Genomic DNA, 16237 nt, shown 5'->3' with positions numbered 1-16237 from the left:
GGCCTACTTCAGCTTTCTGCGGATGCTGCCAAGCTTGCCGGTCAGGCTCTTGTAGAAGCTGTACATTTCATCTCCGTTGGCATGCTCTACCCGCTCATATTCCAGAGCGTCACGTGCCTCCAGGAACGAGACATACATCCCTTCCAGCTTATACAGCAGCGGAGTTACATCTTCGGCTGCGGTCATCTCTCCGGCCCGGCGTGCTGCCTTGCGGAGCAGGAGACTGCGGCTTTTCTCATCCAGCTCACGGAAATGGCGGTAGACGGCATACTCCACATAGCTGCGTTCCTTCATCAGATTGGCGAACGGCTCCCAGGCATCCTCGTCCTCGTCACGGTCATAGACATAGAGCGCACCTTTTTTGGTGATGGTATCGGTGTACAGCGCTTCGATGAACTGGTCCAGCCATTTGTCTTCATCCAGATGCTGATGCACCAGCGCCTCCAGCTCCTGTGACTTGGCTGCCAGCGCATCGTATTTCGCCAGCTCCTCACGGACACGGGCAATGAGCTGCGGGGAACGGATCAGGTTCTCCTGGGCCAGCTCCAGATTAATGCTGCCGAAGATATCCTTCACGGCTTCGCGTTCAAGACCTCCTGTACGGAGCGCTTTGAGCTCTTCAGCAGCCTTGCGCACTTCACCCAGATTCGGACGCGGCGCATCCAGCTGCAGATCATAAGCGCCCAGCAGCTTGCCCAGATCCAGCGGCTTCGTGAAGTTCACGGAGAAGCGGCTGCTCGTGTTCTCGTCCACACCCTTCTCTATAATGACACCGGATTCCAGCGCCCGGGCGAAATCCGCACGCACTCTGGCATTATAATCACGGACGCGCGGGTTCACGTAAGTATCGCCCCATGACTTCTCCGGGATCGGTGAAGGCAGATAGGTCCAGTTGTCCTTGTCCGTCATCACGAGATGGCGTCCAATGCCTTCTTTATCCAGGATGGTCCGTTCATAGTTCTCCTCAAATACCCGCAGCGGCGTGTATACGAACAACGGCACCCCGTTGCGTGTATTCAGCCAGAAAATCCGGTTCTTCACCTGGCTCTCCTTGATCGTGAACTGCGATTTGCCGAGTGCATTGTTCTGATAATTCCGCACACCCTTCAGAATCCCCGGTGCCTTCACCGGCACAGAGACGAAGCCCCAGGACGGGAAGTGCAGACTGCCTGAGCTGTTGCTGAGGTGGAAAATCGGCACCGCATCCTCATCCAGACGTCCGGCAATAATCCGCTCCACGAACTTATCCAGCGGCTCCTCGTGCCCGTATTTCATCACCAGGAAATCCTCCATCGAGCGGGTAATCAGATCCCCGAACTTGTCGCTGAGGAACTCGGATATGGAGCGGACAATATCAATCTCCTGCTCCCTTACCCAGCGCCCGGAATGCTTCAGCATCTCGCGTGTGAAGTCACGGATCAGATCATCGCCATCCTTTTGATCCATGATTTTGGAGATGGTCGCCGAGATATCCGGCACGTTGACGATATTCCAATAGTAGGTTTTGTTGCCCTTGTGGTCAGCCTGCTCTTCGCCGTTAATCAGAATGTCGCCGTTCTTCTCGAAGATCGAGCTGAGCGCGGTCAGAATCTCGGTGAATACCCCGTAGATCCGGCTGTTCTCTTCATTCAGCAGCTCATACAGATCTTCATAGAACTGGATCATCTGCTCGGTGCGCTCCACATCGGCGTGCAGCCAGTATTCATTGATTTTGGCTTCAATATAGGCGTTCTTCTTCTTCTCCTTGGACACAAAAGCGCTCCGCGCATCGCCCAGCTTATCCTCTGCACTCTCCTGTGCGGTCTCAATATCACGCGGCAGGCGCAACAGACTCTCGCGCAGCGCTTCAATATAAGACTGGATCAGCTTCAGGATGCAGAAGCCCTTCTCTGTGTACAGCAGCCGCGACACATAGAACGGCCCCTGCTCGGGATGAAGGAAGATGCGCTCCAGCTCTTCGCCGAACTGTCCGGCAATCTCGCCCGGAAGCTGCTTCTTGGATTTGATATATTCCTCACGCGCACGGGCCAGGAAGTTCTGCTCCAGCTCCGTATCCATGCTGACGACCTGATTCTTGACCACGTTCGCATGGCTGAGACGCTCGCTGTTCTGATAGCCCGGCAATGGCTCCGGCACACGGGACTCGAACGTCTTGATCATCGTATCAAGATCGATGCCGAGCTTACGCGCCATCTTCTCCACATCCTCCTGATTCGGGGCGTGATGGAACATCTTGTCCATTTTGTCGAAGAGGCGGTAGGCCAGGTAGGTTGTCATTTCCTCAATCGGCAGCACGGCCGAGGATGCTCCAATAATGTTGTATTCATAGTTGGCAGGATAAGTCTTGTTCATCTGGGCAATGTTCGTGCGGATGTTGCTGATATAGTCATGGATGGCGAACTCTTCGCCGGATGCCTTCTCTTCACTGGCCATGAAGTTGGTGATGTTCTCAGCCGTCACATTCATGCAGTAATCGTAGGCATTCTCCAGCAGCTTGCCTTCCGTATTCGTTGCGGAGATGAGATGACAGAGATTGAACGGCGGCAGCGGCGAGTTGACGCTCAGAATATTGCCGTACTTCTGGCGGAACCGTTCGCCCCGGCTGTCCACGTTCATCCAGTAATCCAGTTCTTTAAGCGCGGCATACCCGTTCTTACGGATATACTCGCGGGTATGCTCGCTGAGGCTTTTGTTCGACAGGTTGACGTCCGGTGTGAACAGATAGCCCAGCGTATTGACACGGTCTATCCCGGCTGCGCCGTAGTCACGTTCAATAATGCCGCGCACGATGTAGGCAATATCCAGGAACGCCCCGCTGCCGGTTCCGCCGGACAGACCGGTAAGCAGGAAGACCATCAGCTTCTTGCTGGTGCCGACAGACAGCGTCTTGATCTTCTTGTCGATGGCGGCAACCACCTGGTTGATCTTCGTGAACAGCAACAGGCGTCCGGCCTGGCGCACCCCGGCGGCTCCGTTCATGCCGTCTGTGATGCTCAGCTCCGGCGACAGCCAGTCTGTAATGTAAGAATCCAGGATGCTGCGGTTCTGCAGCAGTCCGCCGATCTCGGCATTGGCCAGCAGCACGAATTCATTCTGCGGATCGAGGCCGATGCCCTTGTATTTTTTGCCGCGGTCCTGTTCATTGGTCTCGAACGCCAGGAATTCCACGTTGTCGGGCTTATCCCGCTTCTTCTTGGACAACGGATCTTCAGGCAGCTTGAAGCGGCGGTTAATCTGGTATTTGAGCCGCAGCAGGGCATCGATGCCCGTGCCGCCAAGCCCGATAATGAGGATCGGGTTGTCGATGGTATCCACTCTAATCTTGTCGCTGACGATCCCTCCGCCAAGCGATACATCCAGCTGTTGAATATGTTCTCTTACTACCGGTTTCATAGGTTCTCCCCCAAAAGTTGTGATAGCCCATGCATCCCGAATCGCTTCGGGAGCATACACTTAGCCTGCTTGTCAGATCAAATATTCCAATAGAATCGTCTTGTCTACCGTCTGCAGAGAGACTGTTACCCGGTCCCCGCTCTTCAGCTCCAGGCCCCGCGAGGTATCAGCAGCACGCCCTGAGCGTTCCACCGAGATCCCTTCGCCCCCGCGCAGCAGGAGCCGGTCATGGGTTCCCGGGGTGAAGACCAGCTTTTCGCTCTCCTTAAGTTCAGGAGCAAGCTGCAGGAGCTGGTGCAGAGTGAACTTGCCGCGGAAGGCGGCGAGCTTCTTGTACTGCGGATAGGTTTTCTCTCCGGTGTTCCCGTCCACCACTTCCACTACCAGTTGTCCGACGAACCCCCGGTTAGCCTTACTGCGCAGCAGCCAGAATGCGGCAGCAGCAGCCAGCAGCAGCACAATACCGCCGATGATATAGTACAGCGTGTTCGAGGTCTTCTCCTCAGCAGGCTCTTCGCCCGCAGGAGTGCCTGCTGACGGCGGGGTAGTCGCCACCGTTCCCGTCTTGGCATTGATCGTCAGCTCGTCGCTCTCGCGGTAGAAGCTGCTCTCCTCGGCCCGGACCTTCAGCTTATATTCATGACTGTCTTGTATCTCAAAAGTGCCCTTAAACGCAGCACCCGAATTGTCCAGCGGAATCTCCTGCACCTGGCCGGTATCGACATCAGTTGCCAGCAGCACCGCCTTCATCTCCTGATACAGGCTGCCTTCCGTTACCTCCGCCCCGTTGCTGTACAGATGGGAAGAGATCTCCACCTTGTCGCCTTTGCCGTAAGACTTGGCTGGCAGAGCATCCAGCTTCAGCTCCAGATCGTAGTTGAACACCAGATTAATATCGATCTTATCCTTCGGCACACCCTTGACCTGGAGCTTCCAGTCCCCCTGCTCCGGCGCGAGCAGCTTGATCAGGGTGTAGGTGGACGACTTCGACAGCAACACCTTATCCGAGGGAATAGCAACTTCCTTGCCGGAAGGATCGCTCAGCTTCGCCGTCACCGGCTTCGAGGACATAATGGAGATATTCGCTTCCAGCACGCTGCTGTTCGGCACGTTCACCGTTACGTCCTGATAATCGCCGTTTGCCGTAATGGACGGCACCGGCACCACCTTCAGCTTCAAGTGGCTGGCAAAAATCTCGCTGAGAATCTGCGGCAGATCATCGGCAGAATTCGTGGTGAACGCCTTGCCGCCTGTCTCGGCGGACAGTCCGGCCAGAATATTCTTGTTCAGCTTGCCGTCTGCATTCAGCCCTATGCTATATACGGGATACCCCTTCTGCTTGGCAGACTCTACTGCTGCCTTCAGCTCCTTGTCGGAATCGGACTGCTTCCGGCCGCTGGCTTCATTCAGGTCATTGTTGCCGTCCGCCAGCATGACAATCATTGGCTCATGGCCGGGATCGCTGCCGTTCTCCAGCACCTTCACTGCCTCTTCCATCCCGACCGCCAGGTCTGTGTAGGGTCCGCGGCTAAGCCCGTCGATGAAATTCTTCAGATCCTCCTTGTCGCCAGCGGATTTGATGCCGAGCAGCGCCTTCTCGCGCTGTACCTTATCGGTGTAGGCCACAATGCCTACCTTATCGCCTTGGGTGGACAGCATATCTATGAACATCTTCATCGCTTCATTGGCTATCTTGTTCTTGTCGCTCTTGTTCATCGAGTTGCTGACATCAATCAGCAGCACAGCGTCAATATGTGACGGTGCGGCTGAAGCCGCGCTGGCTCGCGAAGCAGCATATGGAGATACAGTGATGCATAAGATCATGAGCAATACAGGCAATATGCGCTGCAGTCTATTCTTGGCCTTGCTGAAATAACGTTCGTTACGAAGCATAAATAGGGCTCCTCTTGTGTGAAATTAGGCGGATATGGCAGATCCGTAACGCATAGCTAAATTCTGTCAATAGCATGCCATTATGATATAATTAAACCTTGTAAACTTCAACATAGTGACCGCTGGACCGGCACTTCCGCTAGTGGCAATCGCCATCCTGAGCCGGATAGACTATTCTAAGTATACGCCGCTTTCCTGAATATTTGATTAAAAGACCGTAACCAGAGCAGAAAGGAAGAGTTCCATGATTACATACGCCATACTCGGGATAACGTTTCTCTATGCTGTGATTCAGATCATTCTATATGCTTCCCGCCAGCGGAAGCCGCTCACCCGCGAGGATATCGACGAGCGCCTGCTGGCTGCATTGAACGGAGGAGATACGGCCCGTGAGTAAAAAGAAACCGGTGATCTTCCGTCCCTTCAAAGCCCCCCGTTACGCCTTCGAGAAGCTGCGCATCTGCCGCCGCTGTCACCGTTACACCGCGCTGGGCGAGGAACGCTGCACCCGCTGCGGCCGCGCTTCGCTGACTCCGGTGGAGAAGTATGCAGTGTCCCAGGCCGGGCGCAGGGTACAGACCCGGCTGCTCGTTATTCTCCTGCTGACCCTGGCCGGAATCTATTTCGGACAGAATCTGCAGCAGATGGTGCTGTGCGGCACAGGCGGTCTCGTATTAGCCGGACTGGTCTACTATACGCAGCGAAAAGTACGGCAGAACGAAAATCTGTATGCGCTGAACAAACTGCTTGGCCGTAATATCTATAGCATCAAGGAAGATCTGGAGCTGAACCGCCAGGAAGCCGTGACGGTACTGCGCGAGAATGATGTGCTCGCTTATGAGAAGCTGCGCGAGATCTCCGTGCTGCTGCGCGGAGACCGGATCTCCCGCCAGCGTGTCGCCCTGCTGCACGGCTTCCAGCTGCGCAAGGACATGACGCTGGAGCTGGAGCAGCTGCTGCTGAAGGACTTCGAGCCGCTGCTGGCTGAATATATCGGGGAGATCGCCAGGGTCCGCCCCGAGCTGATCAAAGACCGCACCCTGCGCTATGTCAAGAATTACGAGGTGCAGATTCTCGAAATGGATACGGGGCTGGTCATTATGGCCGCCGTTGCCAGTGCTGCGGTCCGCATGAAGCGATACGCGCTGCTCTACTCCGGCATGATCGGCCGCTATGTGCAGGAGCTGCCCAAGGACCGGTTCCTGCGCTTATCCAGACTCATTGCCGCGAACCCTTATGAGCCGTGGAACGGCCTGGATGCCAAGGTAGAGGAGATCCGTGAGCTGAAGTACCGCTGGGACCCTGAAGTATAAGGTTAGAAGCGGACTGCCGCTCTATCCTTATCTATAAATAAAGGGGCTATATTATATGACGATCATACGGGCTGTAACCCTGCGGAATATTATGATTATTCTGTGTATTTTGATGCTGCTCCCGCTGGGACAGAAGGCGCTGGGGATTAAAAATAAGCTTAAGGATGTACAAGAAGCCGGTGAATTGTACGCTGCCGGGGAGCTTATCGCCGCCGAGAACCGGTACCGCCAAGCAGCGGCCAACCACGCGATTTCTTATAAAGAAGAAGAAATATCGGCAAGACTGGCAGAGCTGGCTCCCATAACGGGCATCCGCAGCAGTCTAAGCAGACTGTCCTTAACGCTTGCGGACCAGCTGACTGTGAAGGATTTCGCAGGGATGATGGAGAGCTACGCCTACCTGCTCAGCCTGAAGAGCAAGTATATGACGCCGGGCGGTCCCTATGAAGCCTATTATCGCCAGCTCTCGGCGGATTCAGGCGTCTCAGACAAGATGACAGCCGGGTTCCGGCAGTTCAAGGATGAGTATCTGGCCGGACTTACCGCAGGTTCGACTAAGAGGGCAGATTCCGGGACGGGCAGCGACAGTACGGACAGTCTCAAATGGAGCCTGCTGCAGATTCCGGCAGACTATTACGGGGGAACCGCCGCCAAGGATAAGCTGCTCGCTGCGAGCTTCAAGGCCTATGATACCGCGGGGCTCAAGGCTCTGGCCGCAGCCGGAAGCTTCGGGCCTATGCTGGAGAGCGCCCTCTCTATGGAAGAAGCTTATAAGAATCATAGTTATACCGCGCCTTGGCTTAACAAGCAGGTTCAGGAGAGCGCTTCGCTCATCCTGAACAAGGATCTGGATGGTGACCTCACCGCAGTCTTCGCCGGACATGCTGCCCGCTACCGCAGCTATGCGGCATCTGCCGGCATCACCAGCTCCAAGGTGCTGAAGCTGATCGATAACAGCATCGCCCGGCTGCTCCGTGAGGGCACGCGCCATGTGCGCAGCGGCCGGTATGCGGATGCCATCAGGCTCTATGCCGAGCTGGCTCCGGTGCAGGATACCTCGGCGGAGACCGCAGCCGCAACGCTGGCCTGGAATACCGCCGAGCCGGTACGGCTGCTGCCGGGCGGCGAAGTGCCGGGCAGCTACTCCCTTACAGCGTCCGTTACTGACAAGTACGGTGCCAAGGTAGCCGTAGCTGGAGTAGATGCTGGCGGCAAGCTGGTCTACGCCGAGATGGGCGGGGACGGCACGGTCTCCACCCGGACCGGGGAGGTAGTCCCGGGTTCGGGGATGCTGAGCGCTCTTTCTTTTGACGAGCCGTTATCCGCTTACTCCGAAGTTCCAGTAGTTGTAGCTAACAGCGGTGAGACTGACGGACGCAGCACCTTCACAGGCTATGCCATCCGGCCGGAAGGTATCTCCCTGCTGTTCAGCTTCACGGGCAGCAGCTATGAGCTTATGGCGGAGGATGGCTCCATCCGCGTTGCGGACAACGATCTGACCGATGGGGCCGATGGCCGGACAGCTATTTTCCGCCAGGTGAACGGAAGTTATGAATTCACGGAGCTCTACCAGGAGGCCGCCGCCTATACTCCAATTGATGCGGCACAGCTTGAGCTTCATCTCAATGAGAAGGTGATGTTCTCCTGTGAGATTATCCTCGACTCTGCCGGAAGAACCGTCGCGCTCGCAAATGGACGTTACCTGCTTCTTCAAGGCCAGGTGCCTCCGTATACCGGCTCCGCCGTCATCAGCGGCCAATTTGAGAATGGCTATGGCTCGGTGGAGACTGATCTCGGCGAAGCTGCCGTGCCGGTATTTATTGTTGATTCTGCGGACAGCTTGAGCCTCATACTTTAACCTAACCGGGATAAGGAGCCTTTATTGCACATAGAGGTTCTTTATCTCTTTTTGTGCTTGGAATTTCATTATTTTTTCATTAATAACGGCTATACTGGGTCTTACAGGAACTGCGCGGGAGCGGTATCCATAATCATTCAATGAAGAAAGCGGGCTTGCTGCTATGCGAATTCTTTTGGTGGAAGATGATTCCAAGCTGGGCTATATGATCCAGTACAAGCTTAAGCAAGCCGGACATCTGAGCGAGTGGGTCCAGCATTCGGATGAAGCCGAGACATGGTTTGCTGCAGGGGAATTTGATCTCTACATTCTGGACTGGATGCTTCCCGGCAAAACCGGACTTGAGCTGTGCAGACAACAGCGGACAAGGAACGACAACACCCCCATCCTTATGCTGACTGCACGCGGCGAGATTGAAGACCGGGTTAACGGGCTGCTGACAGGGGCAGATGATTATGTAGTCAAGCCGTTCGCCTTCGAGGAGCTGCTAGCCCGGATCACTGCCCTGGACCGCAGAAAGCAGGTTCAGGGCACGATGAACAAGCTTGCCGTTGGCGGGCTGCTTTTGACTCCGGATACCCAGGAGGCTGAACGTGACGGTGTCTCTTTTACACTGACCCGGCGTGAATTTCAGCTGCTGGAGTACTTCGTCCGGCATCCTGGAACCGTATTGTCAAGAGAACGGATTCTGAGTTATGTCTGGGGCAATGAAGCGGATGTAACGCTGAATGCCGTCGATGCAGTCATCCGGCTCTTGCGGAAGAAAGTCGATGATCCTTTTCCGGTAAAGCTGATCAAGAGTGTACACGGAAGAGGGTACCGCTTAATAAATCCTGGAGCTGAGCCGGATGATACCTAACACGCGCAAGCATCTGACCCTCTTTTACAGCACCATGATTGGATTGATTCTGCTGATTATGGCGGTCTCCTTCTATTATGCATTGTCCGAAGTAATCCACAGGGATGAGAATCATAATCTCGAAGCTGCAGCATACAAGGCCCGGGAAGAATGGCTCCATATCTCCCCGCAGGATGCGGAAGAATCACAGGAGCGCCGGCAGGCAGACCATGCGATGGAGTGGGAATATTTGCAGAGCGACCAATTCGCGGCAATTACGGACAGTGCGTGGTCGATCGCTGCGCAGTCCCCCGGTAGGGAGAATCCGCTGCTCGCTCCTTCCATCCGGCAGCAGCTTGACGCTCAACCTGACCAAAGCCATGTTCATCTCCGCATTTCTTCCGGTAATCGTATGACAACGTATGCTGTACTGCGTATGTCGGCCGGAGATGCAGCTCAGCACATCATACTTATCGGTGAAGATGTCACGAGGCAGGAGGCCTTGCTTCAGCAAATGAGGCTGCTGCTCACAGCCATTACTCTGCTTCTGCTTGCTGCAGCCACCTTCATCGGGTACCTATTCGCCGGCCGGACCATGGTTCCCATTAGACAGGCGTTTGCCCGGCAGCAGAAATTTACAGCGTATGCTTCCCATGAGTTAAGAACACCCTTAAGCGTACTTCAACTGGCCGTGGATATTCTGGAGGAGGAGAAGGGGAAGCTGTCCCCTGTTCAGCAAAGGGTTCTTGCGGATATGAAGGAGGAGCTGCAGCGCATGAACAGACTGACAGAGCAGTTGCTCACGCTGGCCAGGAACGACTCTCCCCTGCAGCATACCGCCCATAAGCCGTTCGACTTAAAGCACAGCCTATCCTTCGCCGCAGCAAGAATGCAGTTGATGGCCGCCGAGAAACAAGTGACCCTGCAGCTGGATATTGACCACCCGGAAGAAGCGTTTCTTTTCACCGGAGACAGCGAACAGATCGACCAGCTGCTCTACATTCTTCTGGATAATGCGATGAAATACTCTTCCGCAGGGGATAAGGTCACACTGGGGATATCCCGTAACGGCAACGGTACGGTCGGGTTATCCATCCAGGACACAGGATGCGGCATTCCCGAAGCTGATATCCCCCATCTATTCGAACGTTTCTTCCGTGTCAATCAGGCCCGGACACGGGAACATGGCGGCACCGGTCTGGGTCTTGCTATTGCCTCTGAGATCGCCAACAGACACGGAGGCCGAATCGCGGTCCAGAGCACCCTTCATCAGGGAAGCACCTTTACGGTCATTCTCCCTGAAACCAAGGGTTCCACCCGGCAATAACTTTGAGAACTGGAGGTTTGAAGAATGTTCACTGAAATATTGGCACATATTCATCCGATTATCGTACATTTCCCGATTGCTCTGATCATTATTGGTTGCGGCTATGATGCGGTGCTCGCTGTGAGGAGACGCGCTCTGCCGCCCGGACAGGGGTTATGGTTATGGCTTCTGGCCGCCGCCGGGGCTTGGGCCGCTATTGCGACAGGTCCCGATGATGATGCGCGCGGAGTAACCTCATTCATAGAACCGCATGAGACGCTTGCGACATTAACCGCTTGGACAGTAACTCTGATCGCGGCCTGGAGATTGCTGATGCTCTGGAAAGGAAACCGGGCGTTTGTGAGAATACCGTTAGCGCTGTATATAGCCGTATCTGTGGCTTCATGCGGCCTGGTGCTGGGAACCGGTTATTACGGCGGAAAAATGGTGTACACGGACGGCGTAGGGGTATCCGCCAATGGCGCCGCAGTGAATCCGCCTCACTCCTCCTCTCACCGTGGCGGATAGAGATTCCTCGGGGCTGCGGATATTGCGAACGGCGCGGAGCCGCAGATCAGTGACGGGATGAGCAAGGTGACCTCTGCTTCATATATTGAAAGATTAATAGTCACGATGATACTATATAACGTAATTAAATGAATTGGAGGGAAATGATGGACGCTAAAGCGAAAAAAATATTAAACAAAACGTTCTGGTCTGCGCAGGGATGGAAGCCTGCCGGGACAAGACTGCCTTTTGCAGGAGAAGAGTTTGAATATGCTAAAAGCAAAGGGGTGATGTTCGATCCTGTGACGATGACGCATGATGAGTGTGTCTCGAGAATTTGTTATTTGCTAGAGCATGAGATGACGAAGGACAGGCTAGCTGCTGCCTTTTTACATAGCTTATCCACAAGAGAAGTACATCTGAGAAGCGGGTTATCCAGCTATGCATTAACCAGCAACCTTATTCAGCATAAATATAGTGACAAGCTTCTGGAGCGTGCCAGCTACAGCCATTGCTTCTATTGTAACGAACATAAATTAATGACTCATGAAGAATGGAATAATGCCGATATTAATATTTTGAATTTTGAACGGGTAAAATGGGGTGGTGTCCGCTTAAATTGGCTCCTATATTGCTGGATGGATATAGAACTGCTAGCGAAGGAGGAACCGGTAGAGGTGACATCTGAGGATGTTCAGATTCTCAAAAATTTACTGGCAGAGGTGGATGCCTGCGCTGAGACGGATTCCGCACGTAAATTAGAGAAGCGTTGGAAGAATGTATTAGCCTCCAACCAGTATGAACGAGATGCTATGATGGAAATATGGGGGTTTGCAGGTATATTAGCTTCTGAGGAGCGGCTTGGACCGGAACGCGGCAGAGGGACGGACTTCGTATCCGTAGATTCATGGCTTGGCATAGATCGTTATGCGAAAGAGAAGGTTGAGTATTATTTTGGAACTTATTTATAGCAAGGAGAATGGAATGGGCCAACTCCACTTTCGCAGAGTGAAAATTGAGTTGGCCCATTCCATTATGGACGATTCTATGTTTGAAACGAAATCGAGAGTGATTAATGGTTTGCGCGTAACTCTTCCAGCAGCTCCATCACCTCTGACTCCTCTACCGGAACGGAATACGAGCCGTCTGCGAAAAGCTTCATCCTCCCGATGCCGTCCTGGAAGACGAAGCGGATGCGGCCGCTGCGCACTTTTTTGTCCGTGTACATCTTATCTAGGAGCGCGCGGTTTGTAATATAATTTGGAATCTCTGTCGGCAGCCCCGCCTTCTTCAGCAAAGCCACCACACGGTTAGCCTGCTCTTCCGTCATATAACTTAATTTCACACCCAGCTTCGCCTGAATAACAAGGCCCACAGCAATGGCCTCGCCATGCAGCAGCCGGTAACCACTGAGCGCCTCAAGCGCCCGGCCTGCCGTATGCCCCAGATTCAGAATCTGCCGCAGATTACTTTCATGCTCATCCTGCTCTACCACTTCATATTTGATCCGGCAATTCGTCAGCGCGATATGCTCACACACCCCGGCCTCCAGGATCAGCTCCCCTTCTTCTGTAATGATTCTGTCCATGTTCGCTTCCAGGTAACTGAAGAACTGCTCATCCCCCAGACAGGCATGCTTGATGGTCTCGGCCAGACCGCTTCTGAACTCACGGGACGGTAGTGTACGCCAGGCGGCCAAATCTATGTATACTTTACGGGGCTGGTGAAAGACGCCGATCAGGTTCGTGGCGACAGGGGTGTTCACGCCTGTTTTGCCGCCAACGGAGGCATCTGCTGCTGCCAGCAAGGTGGTAGCATAATTCAGCGAAGGTACTCCCCGGCCAAAGGTTCCTGCCACAAAGCCCGCCAGATCCGTCACCGCTCCGCCCCCCACCGCAATAATACAGCAATCTCTGCCGTAGGCATGGCTTAGCAGCTGGTCTTCCAGCATTGCCTTCGTCTCCCGGGTCTTCGAGCTCTCCCCCGCCGGAAACGAGAATAATTCCACTTGGAATCCCTCATGACGTAGCAGCTCTAGTAAAGGACGGCCATATAACAACTCCACCGTAGAGTCTGTAATAATTGCATATTTGCTAATCCCCGTAAGCAGCCCCTGCTGCAAATCGCGAACTAATGAGGCGGACAGATGCTCACCGATTTCAATAGAGTAAGAGTGATCGACTACTTTTTGGAGTGTTACTTCAAAGCTCTTGGACATGGGCTCAGCCCCTTTCTCTATAAGACTATTGCCTGCAGATTTCATTTACGGATCATCGTCCGGTAGACGAACTTCGGCAGCGCAGATTGTCTGCGCCAGCGTGACTTCTGGCCTTTGGCGACGGGTGAGAACAACAGTCTGTGCGCCCACTCCAGATTCATTTTTTTCCAGATGGCCGGTGCTGGCCGTACTTTCCCGGAGATCACATCCAGACTTCCGCCCACGCCAAAAACAAGCTTAATCCCCTGCAATTCGTCTTTGTGCTTATACAGCCATTTATCTGAGTACGGAGCACCCATGGCAAGAATGAGCACATCCGGCTTGGATTGCTGAATACTGGCAATAATCCCTGGCTCTTCGTCAGGTGCAAAGAACCCGTGATGCCTCCCGGCAATCTTCACCTGCGGATAGCGCGTGTTAATCTGCTCCACTGCCAGTCTGCTAGTAGACTCATCTGTCCCCAGAAAATAAAAACGCCAACCCCGCTCATTTCCCCTCGCAAGTAAACTCAGCAGCAGGTCATAGCCGGTCACCCGCTCCGCAATAGGATTGCCTTGTCTTCGCGCCGCCATCACAATGCCGATCCCGTCAGGGACAATCAGATCTGCCGAGTCGATGATCTCCCGCAGCTGTTTGTCCGTTTGACTCGCCAGGGTAATCTCCGGATTCGCCGTAATGAGATGAAACAGCCCTCCCTGCCCGTCCATGATCTGCTCGTCCAGCAGCGAAGTCGTCTGTTCCAGCGTCAATTTGGAGAAGGGGAGTCCCAGAATACACACCTTGTCCTTCATCTTGTCACCTCTCTCTTATTCTCTAATCCCGTCAATCCTCGAAGTACTTCCACCATTCCACCAGCCAAGGCTCATCAACGCCGCGCAGGAGGAATTCCTCCAGCAGCACCTGACGGACCCGCTTCTCCATCTTCACAAAGCTGTTATCCTCCTGGTACATTGGCGCGTATGAAATATCTTCTGACAGGTAGAGCCGGAAGTCCTTCATGCAATCAAGCACCCTTTTTCCCACTGGAAGCTGCTCTGCTACCTGTACAAGCCATTTATCATACGGGTAGGGGTAGCCCTCCACCGTAATGGCGCAGCGCAGGGCCTGCTTGAACACCTCGACCGCCTGAAAAAGAATCGGAAAAGCCTCTCCCCGGCGCACGGGATTATCCAGGCTTTTGGCAGCACTCCGTAGGTCTATGTATGTCTTCTTCCGCAGGTTCATTAGAAGATCCGGGTGCAGCGGAACCGCTTGCGCGAACAACTCTTTCAAGCCCAGCGAATCATGATAGATACAGGAAACGGATGCATTCCACAACCAGTCCAGTTGCCCCTTCCCCAGAGCCTGCCCCAGCTCCGCTAATTTGAGCAGGGTGTAATGTCCTGTTTTGCCGCCGGGCAGATGCACATCGACAAACAAGCTGCTTCCCTCCGGGATCAGCCCCGCCCGTTCAAACCGGCTCGTAATCAGCTCATAGCGTTCATCCCGGCAGACCAGGATCAGATCGATATCCGAGCTGTCGTCCACAATCCCTAAGGCCGTTGATCCATCCAGCAGGATGCTGATATGCCCGCAATCTTCCGCAAGCAGCGGGTGATTCAGGATGTGGGTGCTGATATAACTGGCAATTTCCTGAAGTAATAGGCTATGCCGCTGCCGGTTGTCCGGCTTAAGCAGCAGACTGGATAGACTTGCCGTCCATAGCATACGCTTCCCTCCCTCTCTTAGTATTTCCGCTTCCTGCAACCAACCGCACAGAACATATTTCCGGAATATTATAACATAATTTAGGAGGGTTACTGTCTGGATTGTCTCATAGTGTACATTTGGTTTGCCGCATGATGACAGGAAGGGAGACTTTGAGAAGAATGAATGATGAAACGATTTATAGCCATGAGGACACGCTGAGGATGCTGGACGCTTTTTTCCGGGAGGAGGGAGAGTGGTGGGATGAGTTCTATGCGGATAAGGAGAAGGGCATTCCCTTTTTCCGGGATTGTCCCGATGAGAATCTGGTGGAATCCTTCAGCGGCGGGGTGCTCACCCCGGGCCGGGTGCTTGAGCTAGGCTGCGGAGGCGGCAGAAATGCAGTGTACATGGCCCGTCAGGGCTGTAAGGTGGACGCTGTGGATATTTCTCAGGCAGCGGTCAATTGGGGAATGGAGCGTGCAGCGGCACATCAGGTCGAGGTGAATTTTACTTGCGGGAATATCTTTGACCTGGAACTGACGCCCGGGAGCTATGACCTCATCTATGACAGCGGATGCTTCCATCACATCTATCCCCACCGCAGAGCCACCTATCTGGAACTGCTGGACAGGGCGCTTACGCCCGGCGGTTATTTCGGCTTGACCTGCTTCGCAGCAGGTTCCATGGGTGCAGAGATTACCGATTGGGAGGTCTACCGTCAGCGGCGGATGAGAGGCGGATTAGGGTTCACGGAGGAGCAGCTCAAGACGTTCTTCGGCAGTTACGAGAATATCCGGTTCCGGCGGATGCGCCAGACGGAGCAGAGTGAGAATCTGTTCGGTGAAGCTTTTCTGTGGACGGCCTTGTTCCGAAAAAGATAACTGCAGACATCAGAGCTATAACGAGCCACCACCTACTGGAGCAGTTATCGGATGCTGTCGGAGCTCGAACAGTAGTAACTGTACTTTGTACAATAGAATGCTGTAAAAAGGGCATCGAAATAGATTCTATTGTATTCGGTACATTTGAATGTTGAATAAAGGCTATTTTTCGCCCATTACGCAACATTCTACTGTATGAAATACCTGAAATACCTCTATTCCTCGGTTCTCAACCATTCGGGTAAATTTAGTTGTACAGACTACAGTTAGCAGAGGACGGCCTGCCATTTCACGTTTTTTAGTTGCGCAGAATACACTTATCTTCCATAATTGCTTCGAAC

General features: G+C 53.8%; 13 protein-coding genes. 8 read left to right on the top strand and 5 right to left on the bottom strand.

Annotated elements, in window-relative coordinates:
* Nucleotides 1-3: 3 nt before the first annotated feature.
* Together MKZ07_RS28325 and MKZ07_RS28320 are read right to left on the bottom strand one after the other, a co-directional pair.
* On the bottom strand, nt 4-3393 hold the full coding sequence (locus MKZ07_RS28325) for a tubulin-like doman-containing protein (RefSeq protein ID WP_076157010.1): 3390 nt from the start codon (nt 3391-3393) through the stop codon (nt 4-6).
* Nucleotides 3394-3465: 72 nt separating this feature from the next.
* On the bottom strand, nt 3466-5286 hold the full coding sequence (locus MKZ07_RS28320; RefSeq protein ID WP_036701290.1) for a vWA domain-containing protein: 1821 nt from the start codon (nt 5284-5286) through the stop codon (nt 3466-3468).
* Between the two features lie 244 nt (nt 5287-5530).
* Between MKZ07_RS28320 and MKZ07_RS28315 the strand changes: the two genes are divergently transcribed.
* The 7 genes from MKZ07_RS28315 to MKZ07_RS28285 all read left to right on the top strand — a co-directional run bounded on the left by MKZ07_RS28315 (nt 5531) and on the right by MKZ07_RS28285 (nt 12079).
* Nucleotides 5531-5683 (top strand): hypothetical protein, encoded by a 153-nt coding sequence (locus MKZ07_RS28315; RefSeq protein ID WP_155991665.1) that lies wholly within the window; start codon nt 5531-5533, stop codon nt 5681-5683.
* Nucleotides 5676-6599, top strand: coding sequence for a hypothetical protein (locus tag MKZ07_RS28310; protein WP_036701292.1), 924 nt, complete (start codon nt 5676-5678; stop codon nt 6597-6599). Before MKZ07_RS28315 ends, MKZ07_RS28310 begins: the two co-directional genes overlap by 8 nt.
* A gap of 55 nt (nt 6600-6654) precedes the next feature.
* On the top strand, nt 6655-8457 hold the full coding sequence (locus MKZ07_RS28305) for a hypothetical protein (protein ID WP_036701294.1): 1803 nt from the start codon (nt 6655-6657) through the stop codon (nt 8455-8457).
* Nucleotides 8458-8620: 163 nt separating this feature from the next.
* Nucleotides 8621-9316 carry a response regulator transcription factor gene (locus MKZ07_RS28300; RefSeq protein ID WP_036701296.1) on the top strand — a complete coding sequence of 232 codons (696 nt, stop codon included), beginning with the start codon at nt 8621-8623 and terminating at the stop codon, nt 9314-9316.
* Nucleotides 9306-10622, top strand: a complete 1317-nt coding sequence (locus MKZ07_RS28295; RefSeq protein ID WP_051494059.1) for a sensor histidine kinase — start codon at nt 9306-9308, stop codon at nt 10620-10622. The genes MKZ07_RS28300 and MKZ07_RS28295 overlap by 11 nt, the downstream gene beginning before the upstream one ends.
* A 24-nt stretch (nt 10623-10646) precedes the next feature.
* Complete coding sequence (locus MKZ07_RS28290; protein WP_036701299.1) at nt 10647-11129, top strand: DUF2231 domain-containing protein; 483 nt, start codon at nt 10647-10649, stop codon at nt 11127-11129.
* A gap of 146 nt (nt 11130-11275) precedes the next feature.
* Nucleotides 11276-12079, top strand: a complete 804-nt coding sequence (locus tag MKZ07_RS28285; protein WP_341028865.1) for a hypothetical protein — start codon at nt 11276-11278, stop codon at nt 12077-12079.
* A gap of 101 nt (nt 12080-12180) precedes the next feature.
* Here MKZ07_RS28285 and aroB read toward each other — a convergent pair whose 3' ends face one another.
* Genes aroB through MKZ07_RS28270 form a run of 3 tightly spaced genes read right to left on the bottom strand, consistent with a single transcriptional unit; the run spans nt 12181 to nt 15033 of the window.
* On the bottom strand, nt 12181-13326 hold the full coding sequence (aroB, locus tag MKZ07_RS28280; protein ID WP_036701301.1) for a 3-dehydroquinate synthase: 1146 nt from the start codon (nt 13324-13326) through the stop codon (nt 12181-12183).
* A 41-nt stretch (nt 13327-13367) separates the two neighbouring features.
* Nucleotides 13368-14117 (bottom strand): WecB/TagA/CpsF family glycosyltransferase, encoded by a 750-nt coding sequence (locus MKZ07_RS28275; protein ID WP_036701303.1) that lies wholly within the window; start codon nt 14115-14117, stop codon nt 13368-13370.
* Between the two features lie 31 nt (nt 14118-14148).
* Nucleotides 14149-15033 (bottom strand): hypothetical protein, encoded by an 885-nt coding sequence (locus MKZ07_RS28270; protein WP_036701304.1) that lies wholly within the window; start codon nt 15031-15033, stop codon nt 14149-14151.
* 161 nt (nt 15034-15194) lie between these two features.
* Between MKZ07_RS28270 and MKZ07_RS28265 the strand changes: the two genes are divergently transcribed.
* Nucleotides 15195-15896 (top strand): class I SAM-dependent methyltransferase, encoded by a 702-nt coding sequence (locus MKZ07_RS28265; RefSeq protein WP_036701306.1) that lies wholly within the window; start codon nt 15195-15197, stop codon nt 15894-15896.
* The last annotated feature ends 341 nt before the right edge of the window (nt 15897-16237 follow it).

It is taken from the genome of Paenibacillus sp. FSL P4-0338 (genome assembly GCF_038002365.1).
GTDB lineage: Bacteria > Bacillota > Bacilli > Paenibacillales > Paenibacillaceae > Paenibacillus_AQ.
The sequence above is the reverse complement of the archived record's forward strand: the minus strand, read 5'-3'. Positions and strand labels throughout refer to the sequence as shown.

Excerpts from the sequence above, each read along its gene's own strand:
- MKZ07_RS28325 (WP_076157010.1), bottom strand. The coding sequence starts at position 3,393 with ATGAAACCGGTAGTAAGAGAACATATTCAACAGCTGGATGTATCGCTT.
- aroB (WP_036701301.1), bottom strand. The coding sequence starts at position 13,326 with ATGTCCAAGAGCTTTGAAGTAACACTCCAAAAAGTAGTCGATCACTCT.
- MKZ07_RS28305 (WP_036701294.1), top strand. The coding sequence starts at position 6,655 with ATGACGATCATACGGGCTGTAACCCTGCGGAATATTATGATTATTCTG.
- MKZ07_RS28315 (WP_155991665.1), top strand. The coding sequence starts at position 5,531 with ATGATTACATACGCCATACTCGGGATAACGTTTCTCTATGCTGTGATT.
- MKZ07_RS28300 (WP_036701296.1), top strand. The coding sequence starts at position 8,621 with ATGCGAATTCTTTTGGTGGAAGATGATTCCAAGCTGGGCTATATGATC.
- MKZ07_RS28275 (WP_036701303.1), bottom strand. The coding sequence starts at position 14,117 with ATGAAGGACAAGGTGTGTATTCTGGGACTCCCCTTCTCCAAATTGACG.
- MKZ07_RS28265 (WP_036701306.1), top strand. The coding sequence starts at position 15,195 with ATGAATGATGAAACGATTTATAGCCATGAGGACACGCTGAGGATGCTG.
- MKZ07_RS28320 (WP_036701290.1), bottom strand. The coding sequence starts at position 5,286 with ATGCTTCGTAACGAACGTTATTTCAGCAAGGCCAAGAATAGACTGCAG.
- MKZ07_RS28290 (WP_036701299.1), top strand. The coding sequence starts at position 10,647 with ATGTTCACTGAAATATTGGCACATATTCATCCGATTATCGTACATTTC.
- MKZ07_RS28295 (WP_051494059.1), top strand. The coding sequence starts at position 9,306 with ATGATACCTAACACGCGCAAGCATCTGACCCTCTTTTACAGCACCATG.
- MKZ07_RS28285 (WP_341028865.1), top strand. The coding sequence starts at position 11,276 with ATGGACGCTAAAGCGAAAAAAATATTAAACAAAACGTTCTGGTCTGCG.
- MKZ07_RS28270 (WP_036701304.1), bottom strand. The coding sequence starts at position 15,033 with ATGCTATGGACGGCAAGTCTATCCAGTCTGCTGCTTAAGCCGGACAAC.